This is a genomic window from Streptomyces nymphaeiformis (assembly GCF_014203895.1).
Taxonomy (GTDB): domain Bacteria; phylum Actinomycetota; class Actinomycetes; order Streptomycetales; family Streptomycetaceae; genus Streptomyces; species Streptomyces nymphaeiformis.
Genome location: NZ_JACHJY010000001.1, coordinates 624951 through 650487, shown reverse-complemented (window position 1 = coordinate 650487; position 25537 = coordinate 624951). Strand labels below are relative to the sequence as shown.

Genomic DNA, 25537 nt, shown 5'->3' with positions numbered 1-25537 from the left:
CGGCCCTCCGGGGAGGCCGTCACGGAACCCCCGGTCCGCGACGGCACCCCCGATCACCCCCTTACGGGGCGCTCAGGCCCAGCGTGTACGCGCCGGAGCCGCTGTACGCGTGGACCACGTACCGGTAGTAGCCCGCGGTGCCGTAGTAGCTGGTGTCCTCGTTCGCCGTCGCCGTGCCGCCGACCGCCACGTCCACCCAGCTCGACCCGTTCCACTTCTGCAGGTACAGGTCGAAGTCGGTGCCGGCCGGACCGCGCAGGCAGCCCACGTGGGTGCCGGAGGTCGCCGAGTAGTAGTACGAGCCGTCCGGCTGCGCCTCGGCCTGACCGGAGGCCAGGGTGCCCTGGTACGTGTACTCGGTGTTGCCGCAGCCGGTGGGCGGGGTCGTGGTGCCGACCGACAGCTGGTACGTGACCGTGTGCGTGGCGGAGCCCGTACCGGTGACGGTGATCGGGTACGTGCCGTTGGCGGTGCCCGCCGCGACCTGCACGGTCATGGTGGACGAGGACCCGGAGGTCACCGAGGAGGGGCTGAAGGAGACGGTGACCCCGCTCGGGGCGCCGCTCGCGGAGAGCTGCACGGTCTGCGCGCTGCCGCCGGTGGTGGAGGTGTTCACCGTGGAGGTGACGGAGGCACCCGGCTGGACCGAGCCCGAGGACGGGTTCAGGGCGAGCGAGAAGTCCGGGGTGCTGGTGCCGCCGCAGTCGGTCTCACCGGACTGGGCCGGCACGCCGACCGCGTTCCAGGCCGCCTTCACGGCGTTGCACTCGGCGCTGCCGTAGGTGTTCTTGGCGCTGGTCAGGGTCGCCCTGCGGGCGGCGAGGTGGTTCCAGGAGGAGGTCTTCATGAGCAGGGCGCCCATGAAGATCTTGCCGGCCTTCTGGATGCCGATGCCGGTCACGGAGGACGGACCGCCGGAACATATCGGGCTGCTGGGCTTGCCGCCGCCCGGGTTGGAGCCCTCGGCGAGCAGGTAGAACCAGTGGTTCTGCGGGCCGGCCGCCGCGTGCACCTCGGTGCCGGAGGTCAACTGCGGGTAGCAGTTGGGGGCGTTGTCGGCGAGCGAGGGGTTGTACATGTAGCGGATCGGCTTGTTGTCGCCGAGGAAGTTCAGCTTCTCGCCGACCGTGTAGTCCGGGGTGTCGTTCGGGTTGTTGGCGTAGTGCTCGGTGAGCGCGCCGAAGATGTCGCCCGTCGACTCGTTCATGCCGCCGTTCTCGTTGGACGAGCCCGAGCTGCCCGGCGTCTTGTCGAAGATCTCGTGGCCGTACTCGTGCGCCACGACGTCGATGCCGGTGAGCTGCATGCTGCCGGTCTGGTTGTGGCCGTACGTGGTCTTCGTGCCGTCGTAGTACGCGTTGACCTCGCCGAGGCCGGCGCGGGCCGGGACCATGCCGCCCTGCCCGTTCTGGCCGTTGTAGCCGAACCACTCCTTGACCATGGAGTTTTCCTTCTGCGCCGCGTACATGATGTCGACGCAGGCGGTCACCAGGTCATTGGCGGTGCCGTTGCCCCACGGCGAGGAGCCCGTGTAGGCGCCGCCGCCCTGCCCGCCGCACTGGAAGCCGCCGCGGGAGGAGTCGGTCATGGAGTTCGCGGCGGTGTCGATGGTGACGTTGCCGTTGTGGTAGCCGCGGCCGTCGGCGTCCGAGACCTTGTCGGTGGCCTGGGCGATGGCCCCGGTGCGCGCGTCGACATACGTGGCGAGGGAGCTCGGGGCCCCGGTCGCGGTCCGGCCGGTGACCAGGGTGTGCCAGGTCAGGACGGCCTTGCCGCCCTTGAGGAGCACGGTCAGCTCCGGGGCGCTCGCGCTCTCCACCGAGGCCAGCTGCTTCCGGGCGGTGGCGAGGGCCGCCCCGGCCGTCACCTTCGCCTTCGTGGACAGCTTGATGGCCGGGGCGGGGGCGCCGGTGACCTCGCGGACCTTGCCGGAGCTGTCGGAGACGACGACCGCGTCGCCGCCGACGACCGGGAGGCCGCGGTAGGTGCGCTCGTACGAGGCGTAGTACAGGCCGTTCGTCCAGGGGGTGACGGACGTCCGGACGAGGTCCTCGTCGGCGCCGTGCCGCAGCTCGTCGAGGCCGCTGCTCGCGGCCTTGTCTGCGGCGGCGAGGGCGAGCGCCTTGCCGTGGCCCGGCGGTACGGGCTGTGCCTGCGGGGTCGCCGCGGTCGCCGGTCCGGCGAGGGCGGTCGCGAGGCTCGCCGAGAGCGCCAGGGCGGCCACGGCCGCCGTGAGTCTGGTCGGGTGCAACGTCGTGCTCCGTTCAAGGTGGGGGAGACGGATCGTCGCGCCGAGTATGGGCGTGGACATGGCCAGTTCGGGACATCTCATCCGGCATAAGACGCGGGTTATGGTGCAGACCAGGGCCGCTGCGTACGCTGCTGAAATGCAGCTGGAGTTGAGGCATCTCGAAGCCGTCTGCCGCATTGCGGAAGCGGGCAGTCTGGGGCGGGCCGCCGGGCGGCTCGGCGTCTCGCAGCCGGCCCTCTCGGCGCAGCTGCGGCGGATCGAGCGGGTCGCCGGCGGGGAGCTGTTCCTGCGCGGCCGGCACGGCGTGGAGCCCACCCCGCTGGGCGAGTTCGTGCTGTCCAAGGCGCGGCTCGTGCTCGGCGAGATGGACGCACTGGCCGCCGGGGCGCGGGCCGTCGCCCCGCACACCCCGCTGCGGCTCGGCTGCATCCTGCTCGTCCTCGTCGACCGGCTGCTCGGGGAGCTCGAACAGGTCGTGGCCGGGCGGGAGATCGCGGTCACCGTGGAGCACTCGGCGACGACGCTGACCCGGCAGCTCGGCGCGGGACGGTACGACGCCGTCCTGTACGGGGAGGTCAACGACCACGAGGTGCCGCTGCCCGAGGGGACCACGGCCCGCACCCTCGTCCCCAAGGAGCCCTTCTGCGTGCGCCTTTCGGCGGAGCACCCGCTGGCGGGCCGGGAGCGGATCGCGCTCGCCGAGCTCGCGGGCGAGTCCTGGATGACGCTGGTCGAGGACGACGACGGCGGCCCCGAGGCGCTGGTCGCGGCCTGCGAGAAGGCCGGGTTCACGCCCTCGCTGCGGCACCGGGTCGCCGACCGGAAGATGCACTACGACCTGATCGCGGCGGGCCGGGCGATCTCGATGAGCCAGCCGACGGCCCCGGCGGCGGAGGGCACGGTCCTGCGCCCCCTGGAGGGCGACCCGGTGACGGGCCGGATCCGGCTCGCCTGGAACCGTACGGCGGTCCCGGCGCCGCAGGCGGAGCTGCTGTACCGGGCGGCGGCCCGCGCGTACCTGGCGAACGTCGGCAACAACGCCTTCCACCGCGCCTGGTGGGACGCCCGCCCGGAACTACATCCGGTTCTCGACGACTGAGGACGGGTTCCGGTCGTCCTCCTCGGCGTCGTCGTCCGCTCCGTCGCCGGCGGTCTCTCCGCACAGGTCACGGGCCATCAGGGTGGCCCCCGCGACCGCTCCGGGCATGAGGAAGACGGCGACGAACGGGACCAGGAAGGCGAGCGTCAGCGGGACGCCGAAGCCCAGGGCGGCCATCCGGCGGCCACGGAGCAGTCCCAGGCGTTCCTTGAGCTCGACGCGCCGGCGCTGGAGCGCGACGGCCGTCAGCTCCTCGGTGAGGAAGAAGCCGGAGACGCAGAAGCCGATGGCGGGGACGACGGTCTGGCCGACGACGGGGATGAACCCGCAGGCGAAGAGCAGCACGCCGTAGAACGCGACCCGCAGCACGATCCGCAGGCTGTCCCGGGCGGAGATCCACAGCTCGCGCCAGAGCGGCAGGCCCGACTCGGGCGCCTCGCCGCCCTCGCTGCGGTCGACCTCCTCGGACAGCGACTCGTAGAAGGGCTGGCCGACGAGGAGGGTGACGGCGGTGAAGGTGATCACCGCGAGGAACAGCCCGAACGCGAAGACGAGCCCCGTCAGGGCGCCGCGGAAGAGGCCCTGCCAGGGCGAGGTCCAGTCGTCGGCGAACGGCGTCGCCCACGCGGTCAGGTCGTCGGCGCCGTAACCGAGGCCGACGAGCGCGCCGATGTACAGGACGAGCGTCACGAGCCCGGGCAGCAGCCCGAAGCCGAGCCGGCGCCCGTGCCCGCCGACCCACTTCTGGCCCCGCAACAAGTACCTGAAACCCACCCCGAAATCACGCATGGGGGCCACCCTATCGGTGCCTCCGGGGGGCGCCGGTGCAGGTCAGCCGCCGGTCGCGCGGAAGGAATCGAGTGCCTGGTCGAGAGCCCGCACGGCCTCGTCGGCGCGGCCGACCGGCGCGGACGCCCACAGGTCGTACAGGGTGCCGCCCCGTTCCCAGCACACGTCGACGGTGTGGCGAGCCCCCTCGGCCGGGGTGAATCCGTTCCAGGTGAACTCCCAGCGAGCCGCCGGCAGTCCCTTGTGCGTCGTCTCCTCGACCGTGGCGTCGCCGTACCCCGGATAGTCCTTCGGGCCGCTCGCGTCGGAGGACCGCATCACACCGATCGCCCCGCCCGCCGGGATCGGCCGGATCCTGATCCCGACCCGCATGGCCCCGTCCGCCGTCGTATAGATCACCCGCTCGCCGTCGGTGGAGCGGAGCGCGCCGTCCGGGACGATCACGGTGAAGCCGTCGGCATCGGTGACCTTCCGGTACGTGTACGCCTTCGGGGCGGGATCGGTGGTCGCGGTGGGGAGGGGAGTCGGGGCGGAGGTCGCCGAGGGGCTTCCCGTACGGGTCGGCAGCGCGCCCGTCGCGGGATCGTCGTCCTGGACGGCACGCAGCACCGCCACGGTCGCCACCGCGACGCAGACCGCGAGGGCGGCGGCGACGAGCGGCACGGCGAGGCGCCGGCGGCGGGTGGCGGGCGGAGCGCCGCCCGCCCCAGGACCGGGCTCTCGCAGGGTGGGGACCTCCGCGTCGCGCGCCGCCGGCTCCTCCCCCGCCGCGCACGCGGCGAGCATCCTGCGTGCCTCGGGGGCACCGAGGCGGCGGTCCGGGTCGCGTTCCAGGAGGCCCTGGACGACGGGCACGAGGGGGCCGAGCCGTTCGGAGGGCCGGATCTCCTCGTACACGATCGCGTGCAGCATGGCGCCGATCGAGTCCCGGCGGAACGGCGAGGTGCCGGTGGCCGCCGCGCACAGCAGCGCGCCGAGCGACCACAGGTCGGAGGCGGGCCCCGCGTCGTCGCCCTGCATCCGCTCCGGCGCCGTGTACTCGGGGGTGCCGATGAAGACCCCGGTGCGGCTGAGCGTCGTCGCGCCGGGGAGGCTGGCGATGCCGAAGTCGGTCAGCACGGCCCGGCCGGTGTCCTTCTCCAGGAGGACGTTGGCGGGCTTCACGTCCCGGTGCAGGACGTCGCGGGCGTGCGCGGCGGACAGTGCGTCGAGCAGGTCGATCCCGAGCCGGGCGGCCTCCCGGGGGGACAGCACCTCGCCGGCGGCCAGCCGGTCGGCGAGCGAGCCGCCGTCGACGAGCTCCATGACCAGGGCGGGCATGCCGTCGTGCTCGACGACGTCGTGGACGACGATCACGTGCGGGTGGCGGACCTGGGCGACGACGCGGGCCTCCCGCAGGGCGCCCGCCGGGTCGGCGCCGGAGTCGAGCGCGAGGGTCTTGACGGCGACGGGGCGCCCGAGCAGCTCGTCGGTGGCCCGCCGGACGACGCCCATGCCTCCCTGGCCGAGCTGCTCGCCCAGGCGGTAGCGCCCGCCGATCAGCTCGTGACCGGCCTGCTCCGACCCGTTGTACGACGACACCCGACTCCCCCTGCTCGCGAACCGAAGCCATGATGCCGCAGCCCTCCCGTACACGGCGAGGACCGCACCCCGGTCGGTCGGGGTGCGGTCCTCGCGCGGTGTGCGCGTCCGGGTCTCAGACGGCGAGCTCGACCGTGATGTTGCTGCGGGTCGCCTTGGAGTACGGGCAGACCTGGTGGGCCTTCTCGATCAGGCTCTTGGCGGTCTCGGCGTCCACGTTCGGGATGGTCGCCGAGATCTTGACGATGATGCCGAAGCCGTCGTCGTTCTTGCCGATGCCGACCTCGGCGGTGACCGTCGAGCCGGAGACGTCGGCGTTCTCGTTGCGGGCGACGACGCCGAGCGCGCCCTGGAAGCAGGCGCTGTAGCCGGCCGCGAAGAGCTGCTCGGGGTTGGTGCCGGCGCCGGAGCCGCCCATGGCCTTGGGCGGGTTGACGACGACGTCGAGCTGACCGTCGTCGGTGGCGACACGGCCGTCACGACCGTTCTCGGCGGTGGCGACGGCGGTGTAGAGAACGTCAGACTGCTGGATGGACATGCTGATGTCTTCCTTCTTCACTCCGCCGACGACTCGCGCCCACGATCGCGACGGCTGAGGGAAGACTAGCGGGTCGCCGAGACGATCATCTTTCCGGTGTTGTCGCCGCGCAGCAGACCGAGGAAGGCGTCCACGCCGTTCTCGATGCCCTCGACGAAGGTCTCGCGGTGCTTCAGCTCGCCGGAGGCGAGCCAGCCGCCGACCTCCTGGACGAACTGGTTCTGCAGGCCGTAGTGGTCGCCGACGAGGACGCCCTGGAGCCGCAGCCGCTTGCCGATGATCATCGCCATGTTGCGCGGGCCCGGGACCGGCTCGGTGTCGTTGTACTGGGCGATCATGCCGCAGATGGTGGCGCGGCCGTGCACGTTGAGCGAGGAGATCGCGGCTTCGAGGTGGTCGCCGCCGACGTTGTCGAAGTAGACGTCGATGCCGTCCGGGGCGGCCTCGCGGAGCTGGTCCTTGACCGGGCCGTTCTTGTAGTTGAAGGCGGCGTCGAAGCCGAGCTCCTCGACGAGGAACTTCACCTTCTCGTCGGAGCCGGCGGAGCCGATGACGCGGGAGGCGCCCTTGAGCCGGGCCATCTGGCCGACCTGGCTGCCGACGGCGCCGGCCGCGCCGGAGACGAAGACGGCGTCGCCCTCCTTGAAGGAGGCGACCTCGAAGAGACCGGCGTAGGCCGTGAGACCGGTCATGCCGAGCACGCCGAGGTAGGCGGACAGCGGGGCGAGCGACGGGTCGACCTTGGTGGCGTGCTGGGCCGGGACGTCGGCGTACTCGCGCCAGCCGAGGCCGTGCAGGACGTGGTCGCCGACCGCGAAGCCCTCGGCGTTGGAGGCGATGACCTCGCCGACCGCGCCGCCGTCCATGGGGTGGTCGAGCTTGAAGGGCGGAACGTACGACTTCACGTCGTTCATCCGGCCGCGCATGTACGGGTCGACGGAGAAGTGCAGGTTGCGCACGAGGATGCGGCCCTCGGCGGGCTCGGCGACCGGGGTCTCGCGCAGGGCGAAGTCCGACGGCACGGGCCAGCCGTGGGGACGGGCGACGAGGTGCCACTCACGGCTGGACGCGGGAAGAACGGACATGAGCACGGCCTCCAGAAAGCTTGAGATCACAAAAGGTTCAGTACCTCAAACAACCATGCGCCTAGATATTTCATGTTGTCAAGCATCGGAGTAGACTCGTTCCCATGGCCACCTCACGCACGGACCCCCTGACCCTCGAAGTCGTCGAGCTGATCGGCACGGTCGTGGCGCGCTACTACGAGGAGTACGAGCAGGCGGCGGCGCAGCACGCGCTGACCGGCGCCCAGGCCCGGGTCCTCGGCCTGCTCTCGCTCGACCCGCTGCCGATGCGCCGGATCGCCCAGAAGCTCAAGTGCGAGCCCTCCAACATCACGGGCATCGTCGACCGCCTGGAGGCCCGAGGCCTGGTGGAGCGCCGCCCGGACCCGGCGGACCGCCGCGTCAAACTGGCCGTCCCCACGGACGAGGGCCGCGACACCGCCCGCCGCCTCCGCGACTCCCTCGGCTTCGCCCGCGAGCCCCTCGGCGAACTGACCGAGACGGAGCGGACCCTGCTGCGCGACCTGCTGAAGCGGATGCTGGGCGTGGACGTGGCGTGACGCCGCCCTAGACGCACCACCAGAGGAAGCGGGTGCACGTCGGGGTCGGGCTGGGGGTCGGGGTCCGGCTCGGGGTGGGGCCGGTGGTCGATGCCGTCGGTCCGCCGGGCGTCGCCGAGTCGGTCGGCGTCGGGCCGCTCTCCGTCGCGGACACCGTCGCCGTGGGCGTGGCGGACGGGGAGGCCGGGGCGGTGGTCGTCGGGGCGGCGGTCGGGGCGGTGCCGCTTCCCGTGCCGGTGCCGGTGCCTGATCCCGTACCTGTACCTGTTCCCGTACCGGATCCCGATCCCGGTCCCGAGTCCGAGCCCGTGCTCACCTGGCGTGGGCGGGCCGGGACGGAGCTCGGGGCGTCCGTCCCCCGGGACGGGCTCGAACCCTGCGACGGTTCCGTGGTCTCCACGGGTGGCGGCGAGAGCGGGGTCTCGGTGACCTCCAGCTCCTCCACGGCGGTGGCGGCGCCGTCCTGCGGCGGCTCCTCGAAGGCGATCTTCGCCAGGGTCAGCGTTCCGGCCGCGAGGACCAGGCCCACCGTTCCCACCAGGACCGTACGGCCCCGGCGCGGGCCCTGCTTCCTCCCCCGCCGCGCGGCGGGGCGCCCCCGGGCGGCGCGGCGCCCGCCTGGGGTGGTGCGCGGCGGTTCGAGGACGTCCAGCTCGTAGACGTGCTCGGGCGCGGGCCGGTCTAGGTCGTCGTCGCCGGCACCGCCGCCGTCGTCGTCCGGGGACGGTTCGTCGTGGGCGGGCGGGGTCGCTCCGCCGTAGGCGGCGGACCGGCTCGGGTCGCCGTAGACGCCTGGACCGCCGTGATCGCCGTAGACGCCGGGCCCGCTCTGGTCGCCGTAAGCGGCGGGACGAGCGTGGTCGCCGTAGACGCCTGGACCGCCGTGGTCGCCGTAGACGCCGGGCCCGCCGTGGTCGCTGTAGATCGCGGGCCCGGCCTGGGCTCCATACGCTGCCGGCCCGGCCTGGGCTCCGTACGCCGCCGGCCCGGCCTGGGTGCCGTACGCCGTCGGTCCGTTCGGGTAGCCGTAGCCGAGGTCCGGGGTGGGGACCTGGGGGTGGTCCGGGGTGTGGACCGGTATGTGGGGGGTCTCGTACCGCAGTTCCTCGACCGGAGTCCCGCACCCGGCACAGGCGAGGGCCCCGTTGAGGTGCCGCCGGCACGTGTGGCAGTAGTCCATGGGGCCCGCAGGCTATGCGGCCGGGTGCGCCGTCAGGTAGGCGCGGACGTGAGGATCCTGTGTGGAAACCGCAGGTCGGCGGCGGTGCGCCGTGAATCTCCCGCTTCGGGAAGGATGGCCTCCGGATCCTTCTCACGGGCAGTGGGCCCTCCGACACGGCCCGCATGCGGCCCCCGGGCGGCTCAGCCCAGCGCGCGCCGCGCCGCGCGCGGCCGGACGATGCGAACAGGACCGCGAATCGCGACCCGCCTCGCCCGTGCCAGCACCGCACTCCGGAGGATCCCGCCGTGACCGTCAGCCTCGATCAGCTGCGTCGTTGCCATGTCGCCGTCGACCTGGGTGCCGCCCGCACCCGGGTCTTCGTCAAGGGCGCCGGACTCGTCGTCGACGAGCCGAGCGTCGCCGCCGTCAACACCCGTACCGGAGCGCTGATCGCCGTCGGCGCGCTCGCCGAGAAGATGACCGGCCGCACCCCCGACTACATCCGGGTAGTCCGCCCGGTCTCGGGCGGCACGGTCGTCGACATCGAGATGGCGCAGCGGATGCTCCGTCATCTCCTCGGCGAGAAGCTGCGCCGGCAGCTGCGCCGCAAGCCCCGGCTGCGCGCGGCCGCCTGCACCCCGCACGACAGCGATCCGCTCGCGCAGCGCGCCGCCGTGGAGACCCTCGTGGGGCTCGGGGCGCGCCGGGTCGAGCTGGTCGACACCCTGATCGCGGCGGCCGTGGGCTGCGGGCTGCCCGTGGAGCAGCCGACCGCGACCATGATCCTGGTGTGCGGCGCGGCGACCACGCAGGTCGCGGTGCTCTCGCTCGGCGCGATCGTCACGGCGGAGCGGATGCCCGTCGGCGGCGACGCCATCGACCACGCCGTCATCCAGCACCTGCGCCACCACCACGAGCTGATGCTGCCGAGCCAGTCGGTGCGCCCGCTGCAACTGGCCCTCAGCGGCAACGGCCTGACGGCGTCCGGGCCCGCCTGGACGGAGATCCACGGCCGGGACGTCGCCACGGGCCTGGCCCGTTCGGTGACCGTCGACACCGCCGCCGTACGGGAGGCGATCCACACCCCGCTGACGGCCGTCCTCGACGGCATCGGGAAGGTGCTGCGGGACTGCCCGCCGGACCTGGTGGCCGACCTCGCGGACCGCGGGATCATGATGGTGGGCGGCAGCGCCCTGCTGCCGGGCCTCGACCAGATGCTCCGCGAGGCGACCGGCATGCCCGTGCACATCGCCGAACGGCCCGACGTCTGCGCGGTCCTGGGGCTGGGCGCGATGCTGGAGGGCAAGGTCCAGCCGATGATCCTCGACCCGCTGGCCGAGCGGGACCCGCTCACCGACGAGGACTGATATCGGAAAGAACCGGGCGATTCGTACGACAATGAGACCATGACGATCATGGATGAGGACGCCGGGGCCCCGGGCGCGGACGAGGACTCCGCCCGCCTGCCCCTGCTGCTCGAAGCCGTCCTCGGCGTCGGTACGGACCTCGAACTCCGCACCACCCTCCAGCACATCGTGGACTCCGCCACCGAACTGACCGGAGCCCGCCACGGGGCGCTCGGGGTCGTCGACCCCGAGCGCCCCCGCCTCACCGAGCTCTTCACCTCCGGCATGACCGACGAGGAGCGGCAGCGGTACCGCCGCCCCGAGGACCTGACCCCCGATGCGCGCTCGACCGGCGTCCCGATCCGGGTCCACACCCAGGTCTTCGGCCGTCTGCACCTCACCGGGAAGCGCGGCGGCCCCTTCACCGAGGAGGACCTCGCCCTGCTCCGGGTCCTCGCCTCCCAGGCCGGGATCGCCATCGGCAACGCCCGGCTGTACGAGACGGCCCGTCAGCGGGAGCGCTGGATCGAGGGCGCCGCCGCCGTGACCACGGCCCTGCTCACCGGCGCCACCGCCGAGAACGCCCTGACCACCGTCGCCGAGCAGGCCCGCATCCTCGCCGACGCCTCGGCCGGCGTCGTCCTCCAGCCCACCGAACAGGGCGGGATGGAGATCGTCGCCGCCTCCACCAGGGACGACCCCGGCGACCTCGTCGGCACGACGATCGCGCCCGGCTCCCCGGTCCTCGTCCAGCTCCTCGGCGGGGAGCCCGTCTTCATCGAGGACTCGGCGACCGACCCGCGGATGACCACGCACGTCCGGTCCCGTTTCGGTCCGTCGATGATGCTGCCGCTGCAGAGCGGCGGGAAGCTCATCGGCACCCTCGCCCTGCCCCGGCGGCGCGGCGGCCCGCCGTACTCGGCGGTGGACCGGCTGCTCGCCTCGCAGTTCGCCTCGCAGGCCGCGCTCGCGCTCGTCCTCGCGGACGCGCGCCACGACCGGGAGCGGCTCGCCGTCTTCGAGGACCGCGACCGGATCGCGCGGGACCTGCACGACCTGGTGGTGCAGCGGCTGTTCGCCACGGAGATGATGCTGGAGTCCACCCGGAGGCGGGCGGCCGCCTCCTCCGACGAGGACGCGTTGCTCGGCCGGGCCGTGGACGAGCTGGACTCCACGATCCAGGAGGTCAGGACGACCATCTTCGCCCTCCAGCAGCCGCCGGCCGACGCGCCGACGACCTTCCGGGGGCGGGTCCTGCGCGAGACCGGCGGGGCCGCGGTCCCGCTCGGCTTCCAGCCGTCCGTGCACTTCTCCGGCGCGGTCGACACCCTCGTCGACGAGGGGACGGCGGACCGGCTCCTCGCCGCCCTGCGCGGGGCGCTCGCGGCGGCGCACCGGCGGCCCGGGGTCGGCGCGATCACCGTCGAGGTGTCGGCCGGGGAGGGCGGCGGCGCCCGGCTGCGCGTCGAGGACGACGGCACCCCGCCGACGACGGTGACGTGGCCGTAGGGCCGTACGGCCGCCTCCCCCGTACGGAGCAACTGGGCGCGCCGCACCCCTCCTCCGGATCTTGACTGGAGGGGTGACCACCGAGACCACGGCCCCGACAGCGGCGGCCTACCGCAACCTGGTGATGGCCACCATCGGCTTCACGCTCACCTTCTGGGCGTGGAACCTGATCGCACCGCTCGCGAGCTGGTACGGCGAGCGGCTCGGACTCAGCTCCTTCCAGCAGTCGTTCCTCGTCGCCGTGCCCGTCCTGGTCGGCTCGCTCGGCCGCGTCCCGGCGGGGGCCCTGACCGACCGGTACGGGGCGAAGCGGATGTTCCCGCTCGTCTCGGCGCTGACGATCGTCCCCGTGCTGCTCCTGATCGTGGTCAAGGACAGTTACGGCCTGATGCTGGTCGTCGGCTTCCTCCTCGGTCTGGGCGGCACGACGTTCGCCATCGGCATCCCCCTCGTCAACTCCTGGTTCCCGCCCGCGAAGCGCGGTCTGGCGCTCGGGGTGTTCGGCATGGGCATGGGCGGTGTCGCGCTGTCCGGCTACTTCACGCCCCGGATCGCCAAGCACGGCGAGAACCTTCCGTTCGTCGTGGTCGCGCTCGCCCTCGCCGCGTACGCGGTGCTCGCCGCGTTCCTCATCACCGACCGCCCCGACCGGCCGGTGCCGACGGCCTCCCTCGCGTCGCGGCTCGGCTCGGCGGGCCGGCTGCGGGTGACGTGGGAGCTGTCGGCGCTGTACGCGATCGGGTTCGGCGGCATCGTCGCGTTCGGCGTCTACCTGCCGACGTACCTGAAGACCTGGTACGAGCTCGACCCGACGGACGCGGGCACCAAGGCGGCCGGGTTCGCCCTGGTCACGGTCGTCTTCCGGCCGATCGGCGGCTGGCTCTCGGACCGGATCCACCCGGCGCTCGTCACGGCCGCCGCGCTCGGCACGGCCGCCCTGTTCGCGATCGTCCAGGCCTTCGACCCGCCGCTGAACCCCGGCGGCACGATCGCCCTGCTCGTCATGGCGGCCGGGCTCGGCACGGCGAGCGGTTCGGTCTTCGCCCTGGTCTCCCAGGTCACCCCGCAGGCCCAGGTGGGCAGCGTGACCGGCATCGTCGGCGCGATGGGCGGCCTCGGCGGGTTCGTGCCGCCCCTGGTGATGGGCGCGATCTACAGCGCGAAGGGCTCGTACTCGATCGGCTTCATGCTCCTGTCCGACCTGGCGCTCGCGGGCTGTGTGTACGCGTACGGGCGGATGCGCGGGATCCGCCCGGACGCCGACAGCCCGGACCCGAAGCCCGCCGAGGTCACGGCGGGCCGCCCGTAGGGACGCCCCTCAGGCGCCCACGCCCAGGAAGCGCAGCACGGCCAGGACCCGGCGGTGGTCGGCGTCCGCCTTGGGCAGGTCGAGCTTGGCGAGGATGCTGTTGATGTGCTTGGCGACGGCACTCTCGCTGACGACGAGCTGGGCGGCGATGCCCGCGTTGGAGCGGCCCTCGGCCATGAGGGAGAGCACCTCCTTCTCGCGGGCCGTCAGCCGTTCCAGCGGATCGTTCGACCGCCGTACGAGGAGCTGGGCGACGACCTGCGGATCGAGCGCGGTGCCGCCGTCGGCGACCCGCCGCAGCGCCTCGATGAACTCCTCGACGTCCGCGACCCGCTGCTTGAGCAGATAGCCCACGCCGCTGGTGTGGGCGGCGAGCAGGTCGGCCGCGTAGCGCTCCTCGACGTACTGGGAGAGCAGCAGCAGGGCGGTCGACGGCCGGCTGCGGCGGATGGACAGCGCGGCGCGCACTCCCTCGTCCGTGAAGCCCGGCGGCATCCGGACGTCGATCACCGCCAGGTCGGGGCGGTGCTCCTCGACCGCGGCGAGGAGTCCCTCGGCGTCGCCCGCCTCGGCGGCCACCTCGAAGCCGGCCATCTCCACGACCTTGACCAGGCCCATCCGCAGCAGGACGGAGTCCTCGGCGATCACCGCACGTCGCATACGGGGCTCCTCCCGCCCGGTGCTCTTCAGTTCTGGCACGGCAGATCCACGCTCATCATGGTCGGTCCCCCCACCGGGCTGCTCATCCGGAACGTTCCGTCGACTGACCGCACGCGCTGGGCGAGCCCCGTCAGGCCGCTCCCCTTGCCGGGGTCGGCGCCACCCAGGCCGTCGTCCGCGATCACCACCCGCAGTATCCCGCCCAGCCGGGTCACCGTCACATCGGCCCGGGTCGCCTCCCGTGCGTGCTTGGCGACGTTCGTCAGCGCCTCGGAGACGACGAAGTAGGCGACCGCCTCGATCGCCGGCGGCGGCCGTCGCGGCAGGTCCGCCCTCAGCCGTACGGGCAGCGGGGCGCGGGCCGCGAGTCCCGACAGGGCCGCGTCCAGGCCGAGTTCGTCCAGGACGGCGGGGTGAAGCCCGCGCACGAGGCTGCTCAGCTCCTCGATCGCCTCCTTCGCCTCCCGGTGCGCCGCCTCGATCACCCCGCGCGCCTCGGGCGGCAGGTCCAGGAGCGTGGCCTTGGCTATGCCCAGGTTCAGCGCCAGCGAGACGAGGCGCTGCTGCGCTCCGTCGTGCAGGTCCCGTTCGATGCGCCGCCGTTCCGCGTCGGCGGCGTCCACCGCACCGGCCCGGCTCTCGGTGAGGTCCTCGACCCGCCGCGCCAGGTCCTCCTCCCGGCTGCGCCCGAGCAGGGTGGGGACCACCTGGCTCTCCAGGCGTACGAGGGCGGCGGCCAGGGGAGGGACGGCGGCGAGGACGAGCAGTCCCGCCACGGAGAGGTACGCGGCCTGCGTGGAGTATCCGGAGTGCTTGATCCGCCATTCCCAGGGGATCGCGTAGACCCACACCGTGGTCAGGGAGACGGCCAGTCCGACCGGGATCAGCGCCACCACCACCGCTTCGAGCGTGCCGAACAGCGTCCCGGCCAGGGAGTGGTAGGCGAACTGGCGCAACGGCCGCCGCCATCCCGGGCGGGGGATGTCGATGCCGAGCAGCCGCCGGAAGCGCCAACTCTGGGCCACGGTCAGCGCCGGCACGCAGAACACCGTCACCACGACCACGATCCCCAGGACGATCGGCGCGCTGTCGTCCGCTCCCCCGATGACCCCCCACAGGAGGCCGACGACCACGGACAGCAGGGAAACCACGAGGAGATGGAGCGGCGCCCCCAGAGCGAGGAAGGACGCGTCGCGCGCCAGGCGGGTGAGCGCGCGCCGCAGCCGGGTACGGATCTTCATGCCCTCACCGTAGGCGCCGGTCTCCGCGGTCTGCCATGAACCTGTCGTCCGCATCGGGGGTGCAACCAGTGCCACCCCAGGACGGACAGCGGTGTTACTGACTCCGGAGGGCGGCGACAGGAGGGTTGATCACGAGCCCGACGGCCGGGTTCGTGACAGCGAAAGCGACCTCCGACATGGCCCTGACCTCCCTCATCCCTCTTGCCGCCGAAGCCAGTTGCGCTTCCGCCGACATCCCTCGCCCCAGCCGCGCCCGCCGCCTGCAGGGCCGCCTGCTCCTGGGTGCCGGGCTCGCCCTGCTGCCCTGGCTCGGCTACCTCGCCGGTACGCTCCCGCCCGCCGAGGCCGCCGCCTGGGTCGCCCTCGACGCCCTGGAGGCCGCCGCGCTGCTCACCGCCGGCAGCCGGCTGCTGCGCGGCGACGCCCGCCACCGCGCGCCCGCGGCCGCCGCGGCGGTGCTCCTCCTCGCCGACGCCTGCGTCGACCTCGCCACCTCCGCCGCGGGACCGGAGCTGGCCGTCGCCGTCGCCATGGCCGTGGGCGCGGAACTCCCCCTCGCGGCCCTGTGCGCGGTGATCGCCGCGCGCCCACCACGGAGGGGTGGCCCCCGACCCGGGCCATCGGCCACGCGGCGCCCTCGGCCCGGGCAGAATCCCTCCTGGTAGGCCCCACCCTCGACGACCGTAGGAGTACGACCGGTGAGTGCGCTCTTCCCCGCCCTGGCGGCCCCGTCCGACCGCCCCGCCCTGCGGGTCGGCCCCGACACCCTGACGTACGCCGAGCTGGCCCGCGCCGCCGGCGCCCTCGCCGGGCGCCTCGACGGGGCGGAGCGGGTCGCCGTCTGGGCCACGCCGACCGCCCGGACGGCCGTCGCCGTGGTCGCCGCCCTGCTCGCCGGCGTGCCGGCCGTACCGCTCAATCCGCGCACCGGGGAGCGGGAGTTGGCGCACATCCTGGGCGACAGCGCGCCCGGCCTCGTGCTCGCGGGAGCGGAGGACGAGCTGCCGGGCGGGCTCGCGGCGCTCCCCCGGGTCGACGTGGAGCTCACCGGTCCCGAAGCGCCCCCGGCGGCTCCGGTCGATCCGGAGGCGACCGCGCTCGTCGTCTACACGTCCGGAACCACCGGCCCGCCGAAGGGCGTTCTGCTTTCCCGCCGGGCGGTCGCCGCCTCCCTCGACGCGCTGGCCGAGGCCTGGTCGTGGACGGCGGACGACGTCCTCGTGCACGCGCTGCCGCTGTTCCACGTCCACGGGCTCGTCCTCGGGATCCTGGGCCCGCTGCGGCGCGGCGGCGAGGTCCGGCACCTGGGCGGGTTCTCGGTGGACGGCGTCGCGCGGGAGCTCGGGGACGGGGGCGGCACGATGCTGTTCGGCGTACCGACCATGTACCACCGGCTCGCGGACGCGCTCGACGCGGACGACCGCCTCACGGACGCGCTGGCGGGCGCCCGGCTCCTCGTCTCCGGTTCGGCGGCGCTGCCCGTCCACGACCACGAGCGGATCGCGGCGGCGACGGGCCGGACGGTCGTGGAGCGGTACGGGATGAGCGAGACGCTCATGAACACCAGCGTGCGCCCGGGCGGCGAGCCCCGGCCGGGGACGGTCGGGACCCCGCTCGCGGGCGTGGACCTGCGGCTCGTGGACGAGGACGGCTCCGTCCTCGCGGAGCTCGACGGGGAGACGGTCGGCGAGGTGCAGGTGCGCGGCCCGAACCTCTTCTCCGGCTACCTCAACCGGCCGGACGCTACGGCGGCGGCCTTCGACGGCGACTGGTTCCGCACCGGCGACATGGCGGTCCGCGAGGCGGACGGCGGGGTGCGTCTGGTGGGCCGGAAGGCGACCGACCTCATCAAGAGCGGCGGCTACAAGATCGGGGCGGGCGAGATCGAGAACGCGCTCCTCGACCACCCCGGCGTCCGCGAGGCGGCCGTCACGGGCGAGCCGGACCCGGACCTGGGCGAGCGGATCGTGGCCTGGGTCGTGCCGCAGGACGGGGAGAAGCCGCCGGCGGAGGCGGAGCTGGCCGACCACGTGGCGGGGCTGCTCGCCCCGCACAAGCGCCCCCGCGTGGTGCGCTACCTGGACGCGCTGCCCCGCAACGACATGGGCAAGGTCCTGAAGAAGGCGCTGCCGACGGCGTAGTGCGGGGCGGGGGCTGTCTTCCGGATCGGGCCGGGCCCGCGAGCCCGGCCCGATCCGGAAGACAGGCCCTGGACGGTCAGGGCGTCGGGTCGAGGGCGTCGTAGCGGCGGAATCCGCGTCCGTACAGGGCGAGGAGGCCGATCGCGACGACGCAGGCGATCCCGCCGCCGGTGACGGCGACCGCCGGCGAGGTGAGGTCCGCGACGGAGCCCGCGAGGAAGTCGCCGAGCCGGGGTCCGCCCGCGACGACCACGATGAAGACGCCCTGGAGCCGGCCGCGCATCTCGTCCGGGGCGGCGACCTGCATCATCGTGTTCCGGAAGATCATCGAGACGGTGTCGGAGTAGCCGGCGAGGGCGAGCATGAGGAGCCCGAGCCAGAGGTTCCGGGTCAGTCCGAAGACGGCGATGGCGGTGCCCCAGGCGGCGACGGAGAGCAGGATCGCCTGTCCGTGGTGGCGGATGCGGCCCTGCCAGCCGGAGAGGACGCCGCCGAGGAGCGCCCCGAACGCGGGCGCGGCGACGAGGAGTCCGGTCGTCTTCGCGTCGCCGCCGTACCAGAGGACGGCGATGGCCGGGAACAGCGCGCGGGGGTGGGCGAGGATCATCGCGCAGAAGTCCGAGAAGAACGTCATGCGCAGGTTGGGGCGGGTGGCGAGGAAGCGCAGCCCGTCGAGGACCGAGGCCCTCTTGCTCCCCGTCCGGTCCGGGAGCATCGACGGCAGCCGCCACATCGCGTACAGGCTCGCGGTGAAGGCGACGGCGTCCACGAGGTACGCGGTCTGGTAGCCGGCGAAGCCGACGATCAGGCCGCCGAGGCTGGGCCCGACGAGCGTGCCGAAGGTCGTGACCATCGAGTTGAGCGCGTTGGCGGCGCGCAGCTGCTCGGGCGGCAGGAGCCGGGGGATCATCGAGGAGCGGGCGGGCGCGTTGAGCGCGCCGCACACGGCCTGGAGGGCGACGATCCCGTACAGGAACCAGACGTGGTGGAAGCCGGCGAACGCCGCGCCGGCGAGGGCGACGGACAGCACGGCGGAGCCGCTCGCGCTGACGAGGCCGAGCTTGCGGCGGTCGACGGTGTCGGCGATCGCGCCGCCGTACAGGCCGAAGACGATCAGCGGGACGAGGGCGAAGAGGCCGACGAGCCCGACGGAGAAGGGCGAGCGGGTGATGTCGTACACCTGGAGGGAGACGGCGAGGGCCGTCATGCCCTGCCCGATCCAGGAGACGGTGTTCCCGAACCAGAGGCGGCGGTAGTGCGCGGAGGTACGCAGCGGGGTGAGGTCGGCGAAGACCTTGCGGCGGCTCTGCTCCGGCTCCTGCCGCTGGGTGGTGGCGGTCACGCGACGTCGTACCGCAGCTCGGGGCGCTCCCAGTGGATGCGGCCGGTGGGCGGCACGGTGCCGGTGCGGACGGCGCCGGTCCGCAGGTAGAACTCCTCGGCCGGCGGATGCGCGACGACCCGCACGGAGGCGAGCCCGGCGGCCCTGGCCTGCCCGGTCATGTGCTCCATGAGGAGCCGGCCTATGCCGAGCCCCTGGGCGGCGTCGGCGACGAACGCGAGGTCGAGCTCGGCCTCGTCGACGAGGAGCGCGTAGAAGCCGAGCACCCGGCCGCCGTCGCCTTCGTCCACGGCGGCGAAGACGGGGTGGTGCTCGATGTACGGACCGCCGACCTGGTAGCCCTCGACCATGGCGGCGTAGTCGCCCCGGTAGGCCCCTGAGGTGCGGACGAGCCGGGTGAGCCGCTTGGAGTCGTCGGCGGTGGCGCGCCGGATGCTGATGTCGGACATGGAGCGAGTATAGGAGCGAGCTCTGTTGATGCTCCTTACAATTCGGTGAATGCTGCACGGAGTCTCACCGCCGCGCGAGCCGCATCGGCTGCGGCCCCGGGGAGAGGACGATGCGCGGGACCGGGCGGGGCGGGCGCGGGGAGACCGGGGTCAGCCGCCAGCGCGAGGCGATCGCGGCGAGCGCGAGGGTGGCCTCGACCGTGCCGAACACGTCCCCGACGCACTTGGTGGCGCCGATCCCGAACGGGAGCCAGGCGTCGCGCGGCACCTCCCCCGCCGTCCAGCGGCCCGGATCGAAGCGCGCCGCGTCCGGGAAGAGTTCACGACGCCGGTGGAGCAGGTAGAGGCAGCAGATGACCGTGGAGCCGGGCGGCAGCGCCCGCCCGGCGAGCTCGGTCGTACGGGTGGTGGTGCGGGCGACCGCCCAGGCCGGCGGGTAGAGGCGGAGGACCTCGCGCACGACGTCGCCGGTGTACGGCAGCCGGGGCAGGTCCTCCGGGGTGACCGGGCGTCCGGCGAGGACCGTCTCGAGTTCCCCGTGCAGCCGGGCGGCGGCCTCGGGGTGGTCGGCCAGGAGGCGCAGGGCCCAGGCGACGACCGAGGAGGTGGTCTCGGCGCCGGCGAGGACGAGGGTGGCGACCTGGTCGCCGAGTTCGGCGTCGGACAGGGCCCTGCCGTGCTCGTCCCGTACGGCGAGGAGCAGCGAGAGGGCGTCCCCGTGGTCCACGCCGGCCGCCCGGTACGCGGCGACGATGGCGGCGACGCCCGTACGCCAGCGGGCCAGGGCCCGGCGGTAGCGGCGGCGGGCCGGGGAGGGCACGTGGTCGACGGCGGGCGCCACGACCCGTGTGTAGACCCCGCGCAGCAGGACTTCGAGGGCCTCGCGCAGCTCCTCGGCGGCGCGCGGGGTGATGCCGGCGGAGAACATCGCGCGGACGGCGACGGCGGTCGTGAGCCGGAACGCCTCCTCGGTGACGTCGACGACCGCTCCCGGCCGCCAGCGTCCGGTCAGGACCTGGGTCTCGGCCGTCATCACGGCGGCGTAGCGGTCCATGTGGGAGTGGTGGAAGGCCGGCTGGAGGGCGCGCCGCTGGGCGCGGTGCTCGGCGTTCGGGCAGGTGGCGAGGCCGTCGCCGAGGAGGGCGCGGACCTTCTCGTACAGGACGCCGCTCCGGTCGAAGGAGCCGCGGTCGGTGAGGACGCGGCGGACGAGCGCGGGGTGGCTGACGACGTGGGCGGTCCGGGTCCCCATCCGCACGCGGACGACGTCGCCGTGGCCGGGCAGCGAGTCGAGGAAGGCGAGCGGACGGGTCGCCAGATGGGGCAGATGCCCGAGCAGGGGCCAGGCCCCGGGGGCGTGGCCGTGGCGGGGCGTGAACGGAGATGGGGACGGGAACGGGAACGGGGAGGGGGAGGGGGAGGGGGAGGGAGAGGGGGACTCCGGGTCGCTCACGACGCCCCCGCCCCGGTCCGCGCGAACACGCCCGCCCCTGCCCGTCGTTCGCACTCCTCCAGGGCCGACTCCCATGCCTCCGGCAGGTGTTCGGCACCGGCGAGCGCACGGTCGGCGAGGAACGTGACGTGGAGGCGGCGGCGGTGGACGAGCCAGGCGACGAAGAGCGGCTGGCCCGGGACCATGACCGGCAGGGCGTACACCGCGGCGGCGGGGGTGCCGGCGAAGCCGAGGGGCTGCCGGACCCGGAGGTCGGCGACACTGAGCGGCGTGTACCGGGCGTCGACGCTGCGGCCGAGCGCCAACCGGCCGATCCGGTACGGGAGTCCGCGCAGGACGGCCCGGTGGGCGTCGGCGAGGCGGGCGAGCCGGGTGTGGTCGAGGGCCCGTCCGAGGCGGTCGAGCCGCCGGGCCGGGTCGGGTTCGCCGCAGGGGAGGTCGATCCCGGCGACGGCGACCCGGTTGCCGAGGAGGGGGCGGGGGTCGTCGGGGTCCCGGACGCTGATCCCGAGGTTGGCGCGCAGACCCAGGCCGTGACCGGGACCGCCCGGCCCCCAGGCGTCGGGGTGCCAGTCGCGCAGGGTCTCGGTGGCCAGGGCCAGGCAGAGCTGCGGGACGGTGGCGCCGGCCAGGCGCCCGAGGGCGTGCAGCCGGGCGGTGTCGACGTCGGCGAACGCGGCGGCGTACGACAGGGCGGGCGGGGTGTCGAGGGCGGGCCACCAGGTGACGCGGCGCGGCGGCCGGAACTCGGGGAGGACGGCGGCCCAGGGCACGGGCCGGGGCGGCCGGAAGGTGAGGGCCCTGGCGCGGGGCGCCCCCTCGGGGCCGAGCAGCCGCTCCAGGGTCGCGACGGCGGCGGCGCCGTCCTGGAAGGCGTGGTGGGCCCGGTAGCAGAGCCCCCACCGTCCGTCGCCCGCCCGGCGGACGAGCCAGATCCCCCACAACGGCCGCTCGCGCGGCAGGGGTTGCCGCAGGAGTTCGACCACGGCCGTCAACGGGTCGGCACCGCCGGGTAGCTCGTACAGGTGACGATCGGGGTCGAAGCCGGGGTCGGGCTCCCAGCAGGGGCGTCCCGGGTCCCCCGCGAGCCGGTGGGCGAGCTCGGGAAGCAGCCCGATGCGACGCCTCAGATGATCCAACACCCGCGCGCGGGAAGGCGGTTCGCCGTCGAAGACGATCAGTCCGCCGAGGTGCAGCGCGGAGTCCGTCGCGTGCAGCGCCGCGACGTCGAGGGAGAGCCGGTCGAGCACCGCGAGCGGCACCGCCGGGGAAGATCGAACTGGATCTGAAGATCGCACAGGGCGCTACGATACGTCATCATGCAATCGCAATGCGTGACGGATGGCATGCCCCCCGACTTCCTCGAAGACCACGCCGTGGCGGCCTGGACCGCCTCCGGAGCACCCCTCGTCGACCTCCTCCGCCAGGCGCACACGCCGGGCCGGCTGACCGGTTTCCGCCGGGGCGGCCGGGCGGCGGTCCTGGTCGCGGAGCCCCGGCACGTGCACCAGGTGCTCGGCGTCGGCGGCGAGCGTTACGTGAAGCGGTCGCACCGGGCCAGACCCCTCCTCGGCGACGGGATGATCACTGCCACGGGCGAGGCCTGGCAGTCCCAGCGGAAGCTGCTCCAGGCGATGTTCACGGGCCGGGGCATCCAGCGCTGGGAGCACCACATCGAGGGGGCGGCGGCGCGCGTCGTCGAGCGCTGGGCGGAGCGGGCGCGCCTCGGCGAGCCGACGGACATCGCCGAGGACGTGCAGTTCTTCACCGTCGACACGATCTGGCGCTCACTCACGGACCGGCCCCTGGACCGGGAGACGTACGTCGACCTGGCGGCCGTGCAGGACATCGTCGCCGCGCTCCCCGCCGACGTGGGCGGTACGGCCGCGCTGCCGCCGGCCGTCGAGGCGGCGATCGCCGCGCTCGACGAGCGGATGCTCCGCGCGCTCGCCGACGCCCGGGTCCGCCACCGCGCGGAAGGCCACGGACCCGGCCCGGTCCCCACGTCGGGCCCGAGCGTCCTCGACCGGCTCCTCGACGCGGCCGACACCGACCCGGCGTACACGGACCGGCTGATCCGCGACGAGCTCGTCACCCTGCTCGTCGCCGGGTACGAGAGCAGCGCCCGCACGCTGACCTGGGCGTTCGTCCTGCTCGACGCCCACCCGGACGTCATGGAGCGGGCGGCAGGGGACGGCTCAGGGGTCGAGGCGGTGCTCTGCGAGACGCTGCGGCTCTACCCGACGGGCTGGCTGCTGCCCCGGCACAGCCCGGCGGACCAGACGCTGGACGGATGGGCGATCCCCGCCGGAACGGACCTCCTGGTCTGCCCCTACCTCACCCACCGCGACCCGGAGGTCTGGCCGGAGCCCGAGGTCTTCGACCCGGGCCGCTTCCCGGCCCGTTCGCCGCTGCCGCCCGGCGCGTACCTGCCGTTCGGCATCGGTCCGCGCGCCTGCCTCGGCACCCGGTTCGCGATGCGGGAGATGGAGGTGCTGCTCGGCGCGCTCCTCGGCCGGTTCACGGTCGAGACGACCGGCCCGGCGAGCGAGGCCGTGTTCGGCGTCAACCTGCGCCCGGCGGGACCGCTGCACGCGCGCGTGCGCGAGCGGACGTGAACGCGACGCCGTCCGGGGACCACGCCTCCTCGGCGGGCCGTGGTTCCGAGGGGTACGGCTCCGAGCGCGTCGACTACGTCGATCCCGGGGACCGGGTGGTGGCCCAGGGCGGGCGGGCCGCCGGGCCTCCCACCGGGCTGCTGCGCCGGTACGCGGCGACCGTCTGCACCGACCACGCCGGCCGGGTCCTCCTCTACCGGCGGACCGCCTCGGCCCCGGCGTACCCGGGCCACTACGACGTCCTGGTCGGCGGGGCGGTCCGCAGCGGCGAGGAGTACCGCACGGCCGCGCTCCGGGAGCTCCGGGAGGAGCTGGGCTGGGAGCGGGCGCCCGGTCTGACCGAGGCGTACCGGGTCCGCGTCGACGATCCGCACGGCGCCTGCTTCCTGACGGTCCACCGCTGGGTGGCGGACCGCGCGCCCCGGCCGGATCCGCAGGAGATCGCCTGGTGCGGCTTCGTCGCGCCGCTCGCGGTCATGACCGGCGGCTACACCCCGCTGGTCCCGGCCGGCGCGGAGGCCGTACGGCGCCTGTTCCCCGCCTGACCGCCGCCGTGCGCGGAGCCCGCGCGGCGCCCGTCCCCCGCACACCACCCCGAAGCCCGGAGCCCGCGCGTCGCCCGCCCCCCGCACACCACCCCGAAGCCCGGAGCCCGCCCGGCGCCCATCCCCCGCACACCACCCCGAGGTCCGGAGACCGCCCGGCGCCCATCCCCCGCACACCGCCCCCCGAGGCCCGGAGACCGCGTGGCATCGCCTCCCCCGTCGGCCGTCGCCCCTCGCCCCACCTCTCGTACGACATCCCCGAAGGACACCTCCCCCATGACGCACTGCGCGCTGCCCTTACCCGGCGTCTCCCTCGCCGTCCCCGGACCCCGGCCGGAGCCCCTCCCGGGGACCGGGCCGCTCGACCGCGCCCGCGCCCGGCTCGCCACCCGCCTGGTGGCCGCCGCCGGTCCCGACGGGCTGCTCCGGGCCCCGTGCGACAGCCGGATCCTGGAGTCCGCCCTGGCCCTGCGGCTGCTCACGGTGACGGGCGTGGACCCGGACGCCCAGGAGCGGCTCACCCGCCGCCTGAAGACCGCCGTCGACGAGGGCGCCCCCGACCCCGTGCAGGAGGCCGCGGCCCGTGCCGCCCTCGGCGAGTACGTGGACGGGCGGGGGGCGCTCGCCCGGCTGCTCGGCGGCTTCGACCACTTCACCGCCGGGCGCAAACGGCTGATGTTCCGGACGCTCCTGGCCGAGCTGGGCGCCCACTCCTTCCCCGAAGTCCACTCCCCCGAGGCCCTGTTCGAGGCGCACGGCCAACAGCGCTGGCTGATCACGGAGATGGCCGCCCTCAAGGTCCTGTACGCCTTCGGGACCGGCGCGCCGGGGCTCGTCACGGAGGAGGACTGGCGGGCGCTCGAACCCTGCTCGCTGCCCGGCCCTCCCCCGTACGGCAACCATCTCGCCCGCGTCCTCGCCCTGCTCGCGCTGCGGTTCCACCCCCGGTACGCGGAGGCCGTACGGGCGCGGGCGCGGGAGCTGCGCGGCCGGCTGCGCGAGGACGGCGGGCTGCCGTTCATCACGGGCATGGACGTCTTCGCGACGGCGACCGGCGGACTCGCCCTGGCCGGCGCGGGCGCCCCCGCGCACACCCTGCGGGCCCTCGCGGCGGCCCTGGCCGAGCACCGGAACCCGGACGGCGGCTGGGGCTTCGACCGGGGTGTCGCGCAGAGCGACGTGGACGACACCTCGTACTGCGTGGAGTTCCTGCGGGCGGCGGGGCCGGGCCTCTTCGGCGCGGAGGTGGCGGCCGGCGAGCGGTACCTGCTGGCCCGGCAGGGCGCGGACGGCGGCTTCCCGACCTTCGAGCGCGGCACCGCCTCCGAGGTGGCGATAACGGCCGCCGCCGTGAACGCCCTCGCCCCCGAGCCCGCGCACCGGGCCGCGGTGGAGGCCGCCGTACGGTTCGCGACGGCCCGGCAGGAGGCCCCCGGGCCGTTCGAGCGCAGCTGGAGCCTGAACGAGAGCAACGCCCTGTTCCGTACGGTCCTCGCCCACGACTCCTTCCTGGCCGTGGCGCCCGGCCACCCGGCCCGCACCGAGGTCGCGCGGGGCCGGGCGCGGGCGGTGGAGCGGCTGCTCGACACACAGAACGCGGACGGCGGCTGGGGCCACGTGCCGTCCGATCCGAGCGACCCGATCAGTACGGCGTACGCGCTGATCGCGGTGGCCCGGACACCGACCGTGCCGTCCGCCCGGGGTGCGACCGGGCGGGCGGTGCACCACCTGCTCGAACGGCAGCGGCCGGACGGCGGCTTCGTCTCCCGCCCCGACCAGGCCGGGCCCCGGCCGCTCGCGTACCACGTGCCGCTCCTGACGGACGTGTGCGTGCTGCTCGGCCTGAACCACGCGCGCGCGTACGCGACGCGCTGACCCCA

Annotated in this window: 22 protein-coding genes; 10 read left to right on the top strand and 12 right to left on the bottom strand. The window is 74.3% G+C overall.

What is annotated here, in order from left to right; translation table 11 throughout:
- Positions 1–61: 61 nt before the first annotated feature.
- Positions 62–2251: a M4 family metallopeptidase gene (locus GGE06_RS02830; RefSeq protein WP_221517639.1), complete on the bottom strand. Its 2190-nt coding sequence runs from the start codon at positions 2249–2251 to the stop codon at positions 62–64.
- Between the two features lie 136 nt (positions 2252–2387).
- Between GGE06_RS02830 and GGE06_RS02825 the strand changes: the two genes are divergently transcribed.
- Entirely contained in the window at positions 2388–3350 is a 963-nt protein-coding gene (locus GGE06_RS02825) for a LysR family transcriptional regulator (RefSeq protein ID WP_116161171.1), read from the top strand.
- On the opposite strand, the gene GGE06_RS02820 is transcribed toward GGE06_RS02825, so the two are convergent.
- From GGE06_RS02820 to GGE06_RS02805, 4 genes are all read right to left on the bottom strand, one after another.
- Positions 3327–4139: an EI24 domain-containing protein gene (locus GGE06_RS02820; RefSeq protein ID WP_116161170.1), complete on the bottom strand. Its 813-nt coding sequence runs from the start codon at positions 4137–4139 to the stop codon at positions 3327–3329. The two genes, GGE06_RS02825 and GGE06_RS02820, sit on opposite strands and share 24 nt — an antisense overlap.
- A 42-nt stretch (positions 4140–4181) precedes the next feature.
- Positions 4182–5720 (bottom strand): serine/threonine-protein kinase, encoded by a 1539-nt coding sequence (locus tag GGE06_RS02815; RefSeq protein WP_312883012.1) that lies wholly within the window; start codon positions 5718–5720, stop codon positions 4182–4184.
- Between the two features lie 115 nt (positions 5721–5835).
- Positions 5836–6258 (bottom strand): organic hydroperoxide resistance protein, encoded by a 423-nt coding sequence (locus GGE06_RS02810; protein ID WP_184929940.1) that lies wholly within the window; start codon positions 6256–6258, stop codon positions 5836–5838.
- Between the two features lie 65 nt (positions 6259–6323).
- The gene (locus GGE06_RS02805; RefSeq protein WP_116161168.1) at positions 6324–7343 is read right to left on the bottom strand and encodes an NADP-dependent oxidoreductase; all 1020 of its coding nucleotides are present in this window, start codon (positions 7341–7343) and stop codon (positions 6324–6326) included.
- A gap of 104 nt (positions 7344–7447) precedes the next feature.
- On the opposite strand from GGE06_RS02805, the gene GGE06_RS02800 reads away from it, so the two are divergent.
- Positions 7448–7882 (top strand): MarR family winged helix-turn-helix transcriptional regulator, encoded by a 435-nt coding sequence (locus GGE06_RS02800; RefSeq protein ID WP_116161167.1) that lies wholly within the window; start codon positions 7448–7450, stop codon positions 7880–7882.
- A 7-nt stretch (positions 7883–7889) separates the two neighbouring features.
- On the opposite strand, the gene GGE06_RS02795 is transcribed toward GGE06_RS02800, so the two are convergent.
- The gene (locus tag GGE06_RS02795) at positions 7890–9062 is read right to left on the bottom strand and encodes an SCO2400 family protein (protein WP_184930186.1); all 1173 of its coding nucleotides are present in this window, start codon (positions 9060–9062) and stop codon (positions 7890–7892) included.
- A gap of 287 nt (positions 9063–9349) precedes the next feature.
- On the opposite strand from GGE06_RS02795, the gene GGE06_RS02790 reads away from it, so the two are divergent.
- The 3 genes from GGE06_RS02790 to GGE06_RS02780 all read left to right on the top strand — a co-directional run bounded on the left by GGE06_RS02790 (position 9350) and on the right by GGE06_RS02780 (position 13208).
- Complete coding sequence (locus GGE06_RS02790) at positions 9350–10411, top strand: rod shape-determining protein (RefSeq protein ID WP_184929939.1); 1062 nt, start codon at positions 9350–9352, stop codon at positions 10409–10411.
- Positions 10412–10450: 39 nt separating this feature from the next.
- Complete coding sequence (locus GGE06_RS02785) at positions 10451–11899, top strand: sensor histidine kinase (RefSeq protein WP_184929938.1); 1449 nt, start codon at positions 10451–10453, stop codon at positions 11897–11899.
- A 124-nt stretch (positions 11900–12023) separates the two neighbouring features.
- Complete coding sequence (locus GGE06_RS02780) at positions 12024–13208, top strand: MFS transporter (protein WP_246532334.1); 1185 nt, start codon at positions 12024–12026, stop codon at positions 13206–13208.
- A 9-nt stretch (positions 13209–13217) separates the two neighbouring features.
- Here GGE06_RS02780 and GGE06_RS02775 read toward each other — a convergent pair whose 3' ends face one another.
- Together GGE06_RS02775 and GGE06_RS02770 are read right to left on the bottom strand one after the other, a co-directional pair.
- A complete protein-coding gene (locus tag GGE06_RS02775; protein WP_116161162.1) occupies positions 13218–13868 on the bottom strand; it encodes a response regulator transcription factor in 651 nt (216 codons plus the stop codon).
- Between the two features lie 26 nt (positions 13869–13894).
- Complete coding sequence (locus tag GGE06_RS02770) at positions 13895–15109, bottom strand: sensor histidine kinase (protein ID WP_116161161.1); 1215 nt, start codon at positions 15107–15109, stop codon at positions 13895–13897.
- Between the two features lie 152 nt (positions 15110–15261).
- Between GGE06_RS02770 and GGE06_RS02765 the strand changes: the two genes are divergently transcribed.
- Both GGE06_RS02765 and GGE06_RS02760 read left to right on the top strand, forming a co-directional pair.
- On the top strand, positions 15262–15774 hold the full coding sequence (locus tag GGE06_RS02765) for a hypothetical protein (protein ID WP_312883011.1): 513 nt from the start codon (positions 15262–15264) through the stop codon (positions 15772–15774).
- Positions 15775–15807: 33 nt separating this feature from the next.
- On the top strand, positions 15808–17250 hold the full coding sequence (locus GGE06_RS02760) for an acyl-CoA synthetase (RefSeq protein ID WP_116161160.1): 1443 nt from the start codon (positions 15808–15810) through the stop codon (positions 17248–17250).
- Between the two features lie 76 nt (positions 17251–17326).
- On the opposite strand, the gene GGE06_RS02755 is transcribed toward GGE06_RS02760, so the two are convergent.
- From GGE06_RS02755 to GGE06_RS02740, 4 genes are all read right to left on the bottom strand, one after another.
- Positions 17327–18592: an MFS transporter gene (locus GGE06_RS02755; RefSeq protein ID WP_116161159.1), complete on the bottom strand. Its 1266-nt coding sequence runs from the start codon at positions 18590–18592 to the stop codon at positions 17327–17329.
- Positions 18589–19041, bottom strand: a complete 453-nt coding sequence (locus tag GGE06_RS02750) for a GNAT family N-acetyltransferase (RefSeq protein ID WP_184929936.1) — start codon at positions 19039–19041, stop codon at positions 18589–18591. Before GGE06_RS02750 ends, GGE06_RS02755 begins: the two co-directional genes overlap by 4 nt.
- Positions 19042–19105: 64 nt before the next feature.
- Positions 19106–20494 carry a cytochrome P450 gene (locus GGE06_RS02745; RefSeq protein WP_184929935.1) on the bottom strand — a complete coding sequence of 463 codons (1389 nt, stop codon included), beginning with the start codon at positions 20492–20494 and terminating at the stop codon, positions 19106–19108.
- Complete coding sequence (locus GGE06_RS02740) at positions 20491–21756, bottom strand: wax ester/triacylglycerol synthase domain-containing protein (protein ID WP_184929934.1); 1266 nt, start codon at positions 21754–21756, stop codon at positions 20491–20493. Before GGE06_RS02740 ends, GGE06_RS02745 begins: the two co-directional genes overlap by 4 nt.
- A gap of 72 nt (positions 21757–21828) precedes the next feature.
- Here GGE06_RS02740 and GGE06_RS02735 point away from each other — a divergent pair, with 72 nt between their 5' ends.
- The 3 genes from GGE06_RS02735 (at position 21829) to GGE06_RS02725 (ending at position 25532) form a co-directional block, all read left to right on the top strand.
- The gene (locus GGE06_RS02735; RefSeq protein ID WP_312883010.1) at positions 21829–23112 is read left to right on the top strand and encodes a cytochrome P450; all 1284 of its coding nucleotides are present in this window, start codon (positions 21829–21831) and stop codon (positions 23110–23112) included.
- Entirely contained in the window at positions 23109–23657 is a 549-nt protein-coding gene (locus GGE06_RS02730; RefSeq protein WP_116161154.1) for an NUDIX domain-containing protein, read from the top strand. The genes GGE06_RS02735 and GGE06_RS02730 overlap by 4 nt, the downstream gene beginning before the upstream one ends.
- 276 nt (positions 23658–23933) lie before the next feature.
- Positions 23934–25532, top strand: coding sequence for a drimenyl diphosphate synthase (locus tag GGE06_RS02725; protein WP_116161153.1), 1599 nt, complete (start codon positions 23934–23936; stop codon positions 25530–25532).
- The last annotated feature ends 5 nt before the right edge of the window (positions 25533–25537 follow it).

Coding starts and splice junctions, on each gene's coding strand:
- GGE06_RS02820 (WP_116161170.1), bottom strand. CDS start 4,139: ATGCGTGATTTCGGGGTGGGTTTCAGGTACTTGTTGCGGGGCCAGAAG.
- GGE06_RS02810 (WP_184929940.1), bottom strand. CDS start 6,258: ATGTCCATCCAGCAGTCTGACGTTCTCTACACCGCCGTCGCCACCGCC.
- GGE06_RS02800 (WP_116161167.1), top strand. CDS start 7,448: ATGGCCACCTCACGCACGGACCCCCTGACCCTCGAAGTCGTCGAGCTG.
- GGE06_RS02725 (WP_116161153.1), top strand. CDS start 23,934: ATGACGCACTGCGCGCTGCCCTTACCCGGCGTCTCCCTCGCCGTCCCC.
- GGE06_RS02785 (WP_184929938.1), top strand. CDS start 10,451: ATGACGATCATGGATGAGGACGCCGGGGCCCCGGGCGCGGACGAGGAC.
- GGE06_RS02780 (WP_246532334.1), top strand. CDS start 12,024: ATGGCCACCATCGGCTTCACGCTCACCTTCTGGGCGTGGAACCTGATC.
- GGE06_RS02805 (WP_116161168.1), bottom strand. CDS start 7,343: ATGTCCGTTCTTCCCGCGTCCAGCCGTGAGTGGCACCTCGTCGCCCGT.
- GGE06_RS02750 (WP_184929936.1), bottom strand. CDS start 19,041: ATGTCCGACATCAGCATCCGGCGCGCCACCGCCGACGACTCCAAGCGG.
- GGE06_RS02770 (WP_116161161.1), bottom strand. CDS start 15,109: ATGAAGATCCGTACCCGGCTGCGGCGCGCGCTCACCCGCCTGGCGCGC.
- GGE06_RS02795 (WP_184930186.1), bottom strand. CDS start 9,062: ATGGACTACTGCCACACGTGCCGGCGGCACCTCAACGGGGCCCTCGCC.
- GGE06_RS02825 (WP_116161171.1), top strand. CDS start 2,388: ATGCAGCTGGAGTTGAGGCATCTCGAAGCCGTCTGCCGCATTGCGGAA.
- GGE06_RS02775 (WP_116161162.1), bottom strand. CDS start 13,868: ATGCGACGTGCGGTGATCGCCGAGGACTCCGTCCTGCTGCGGATGGGC.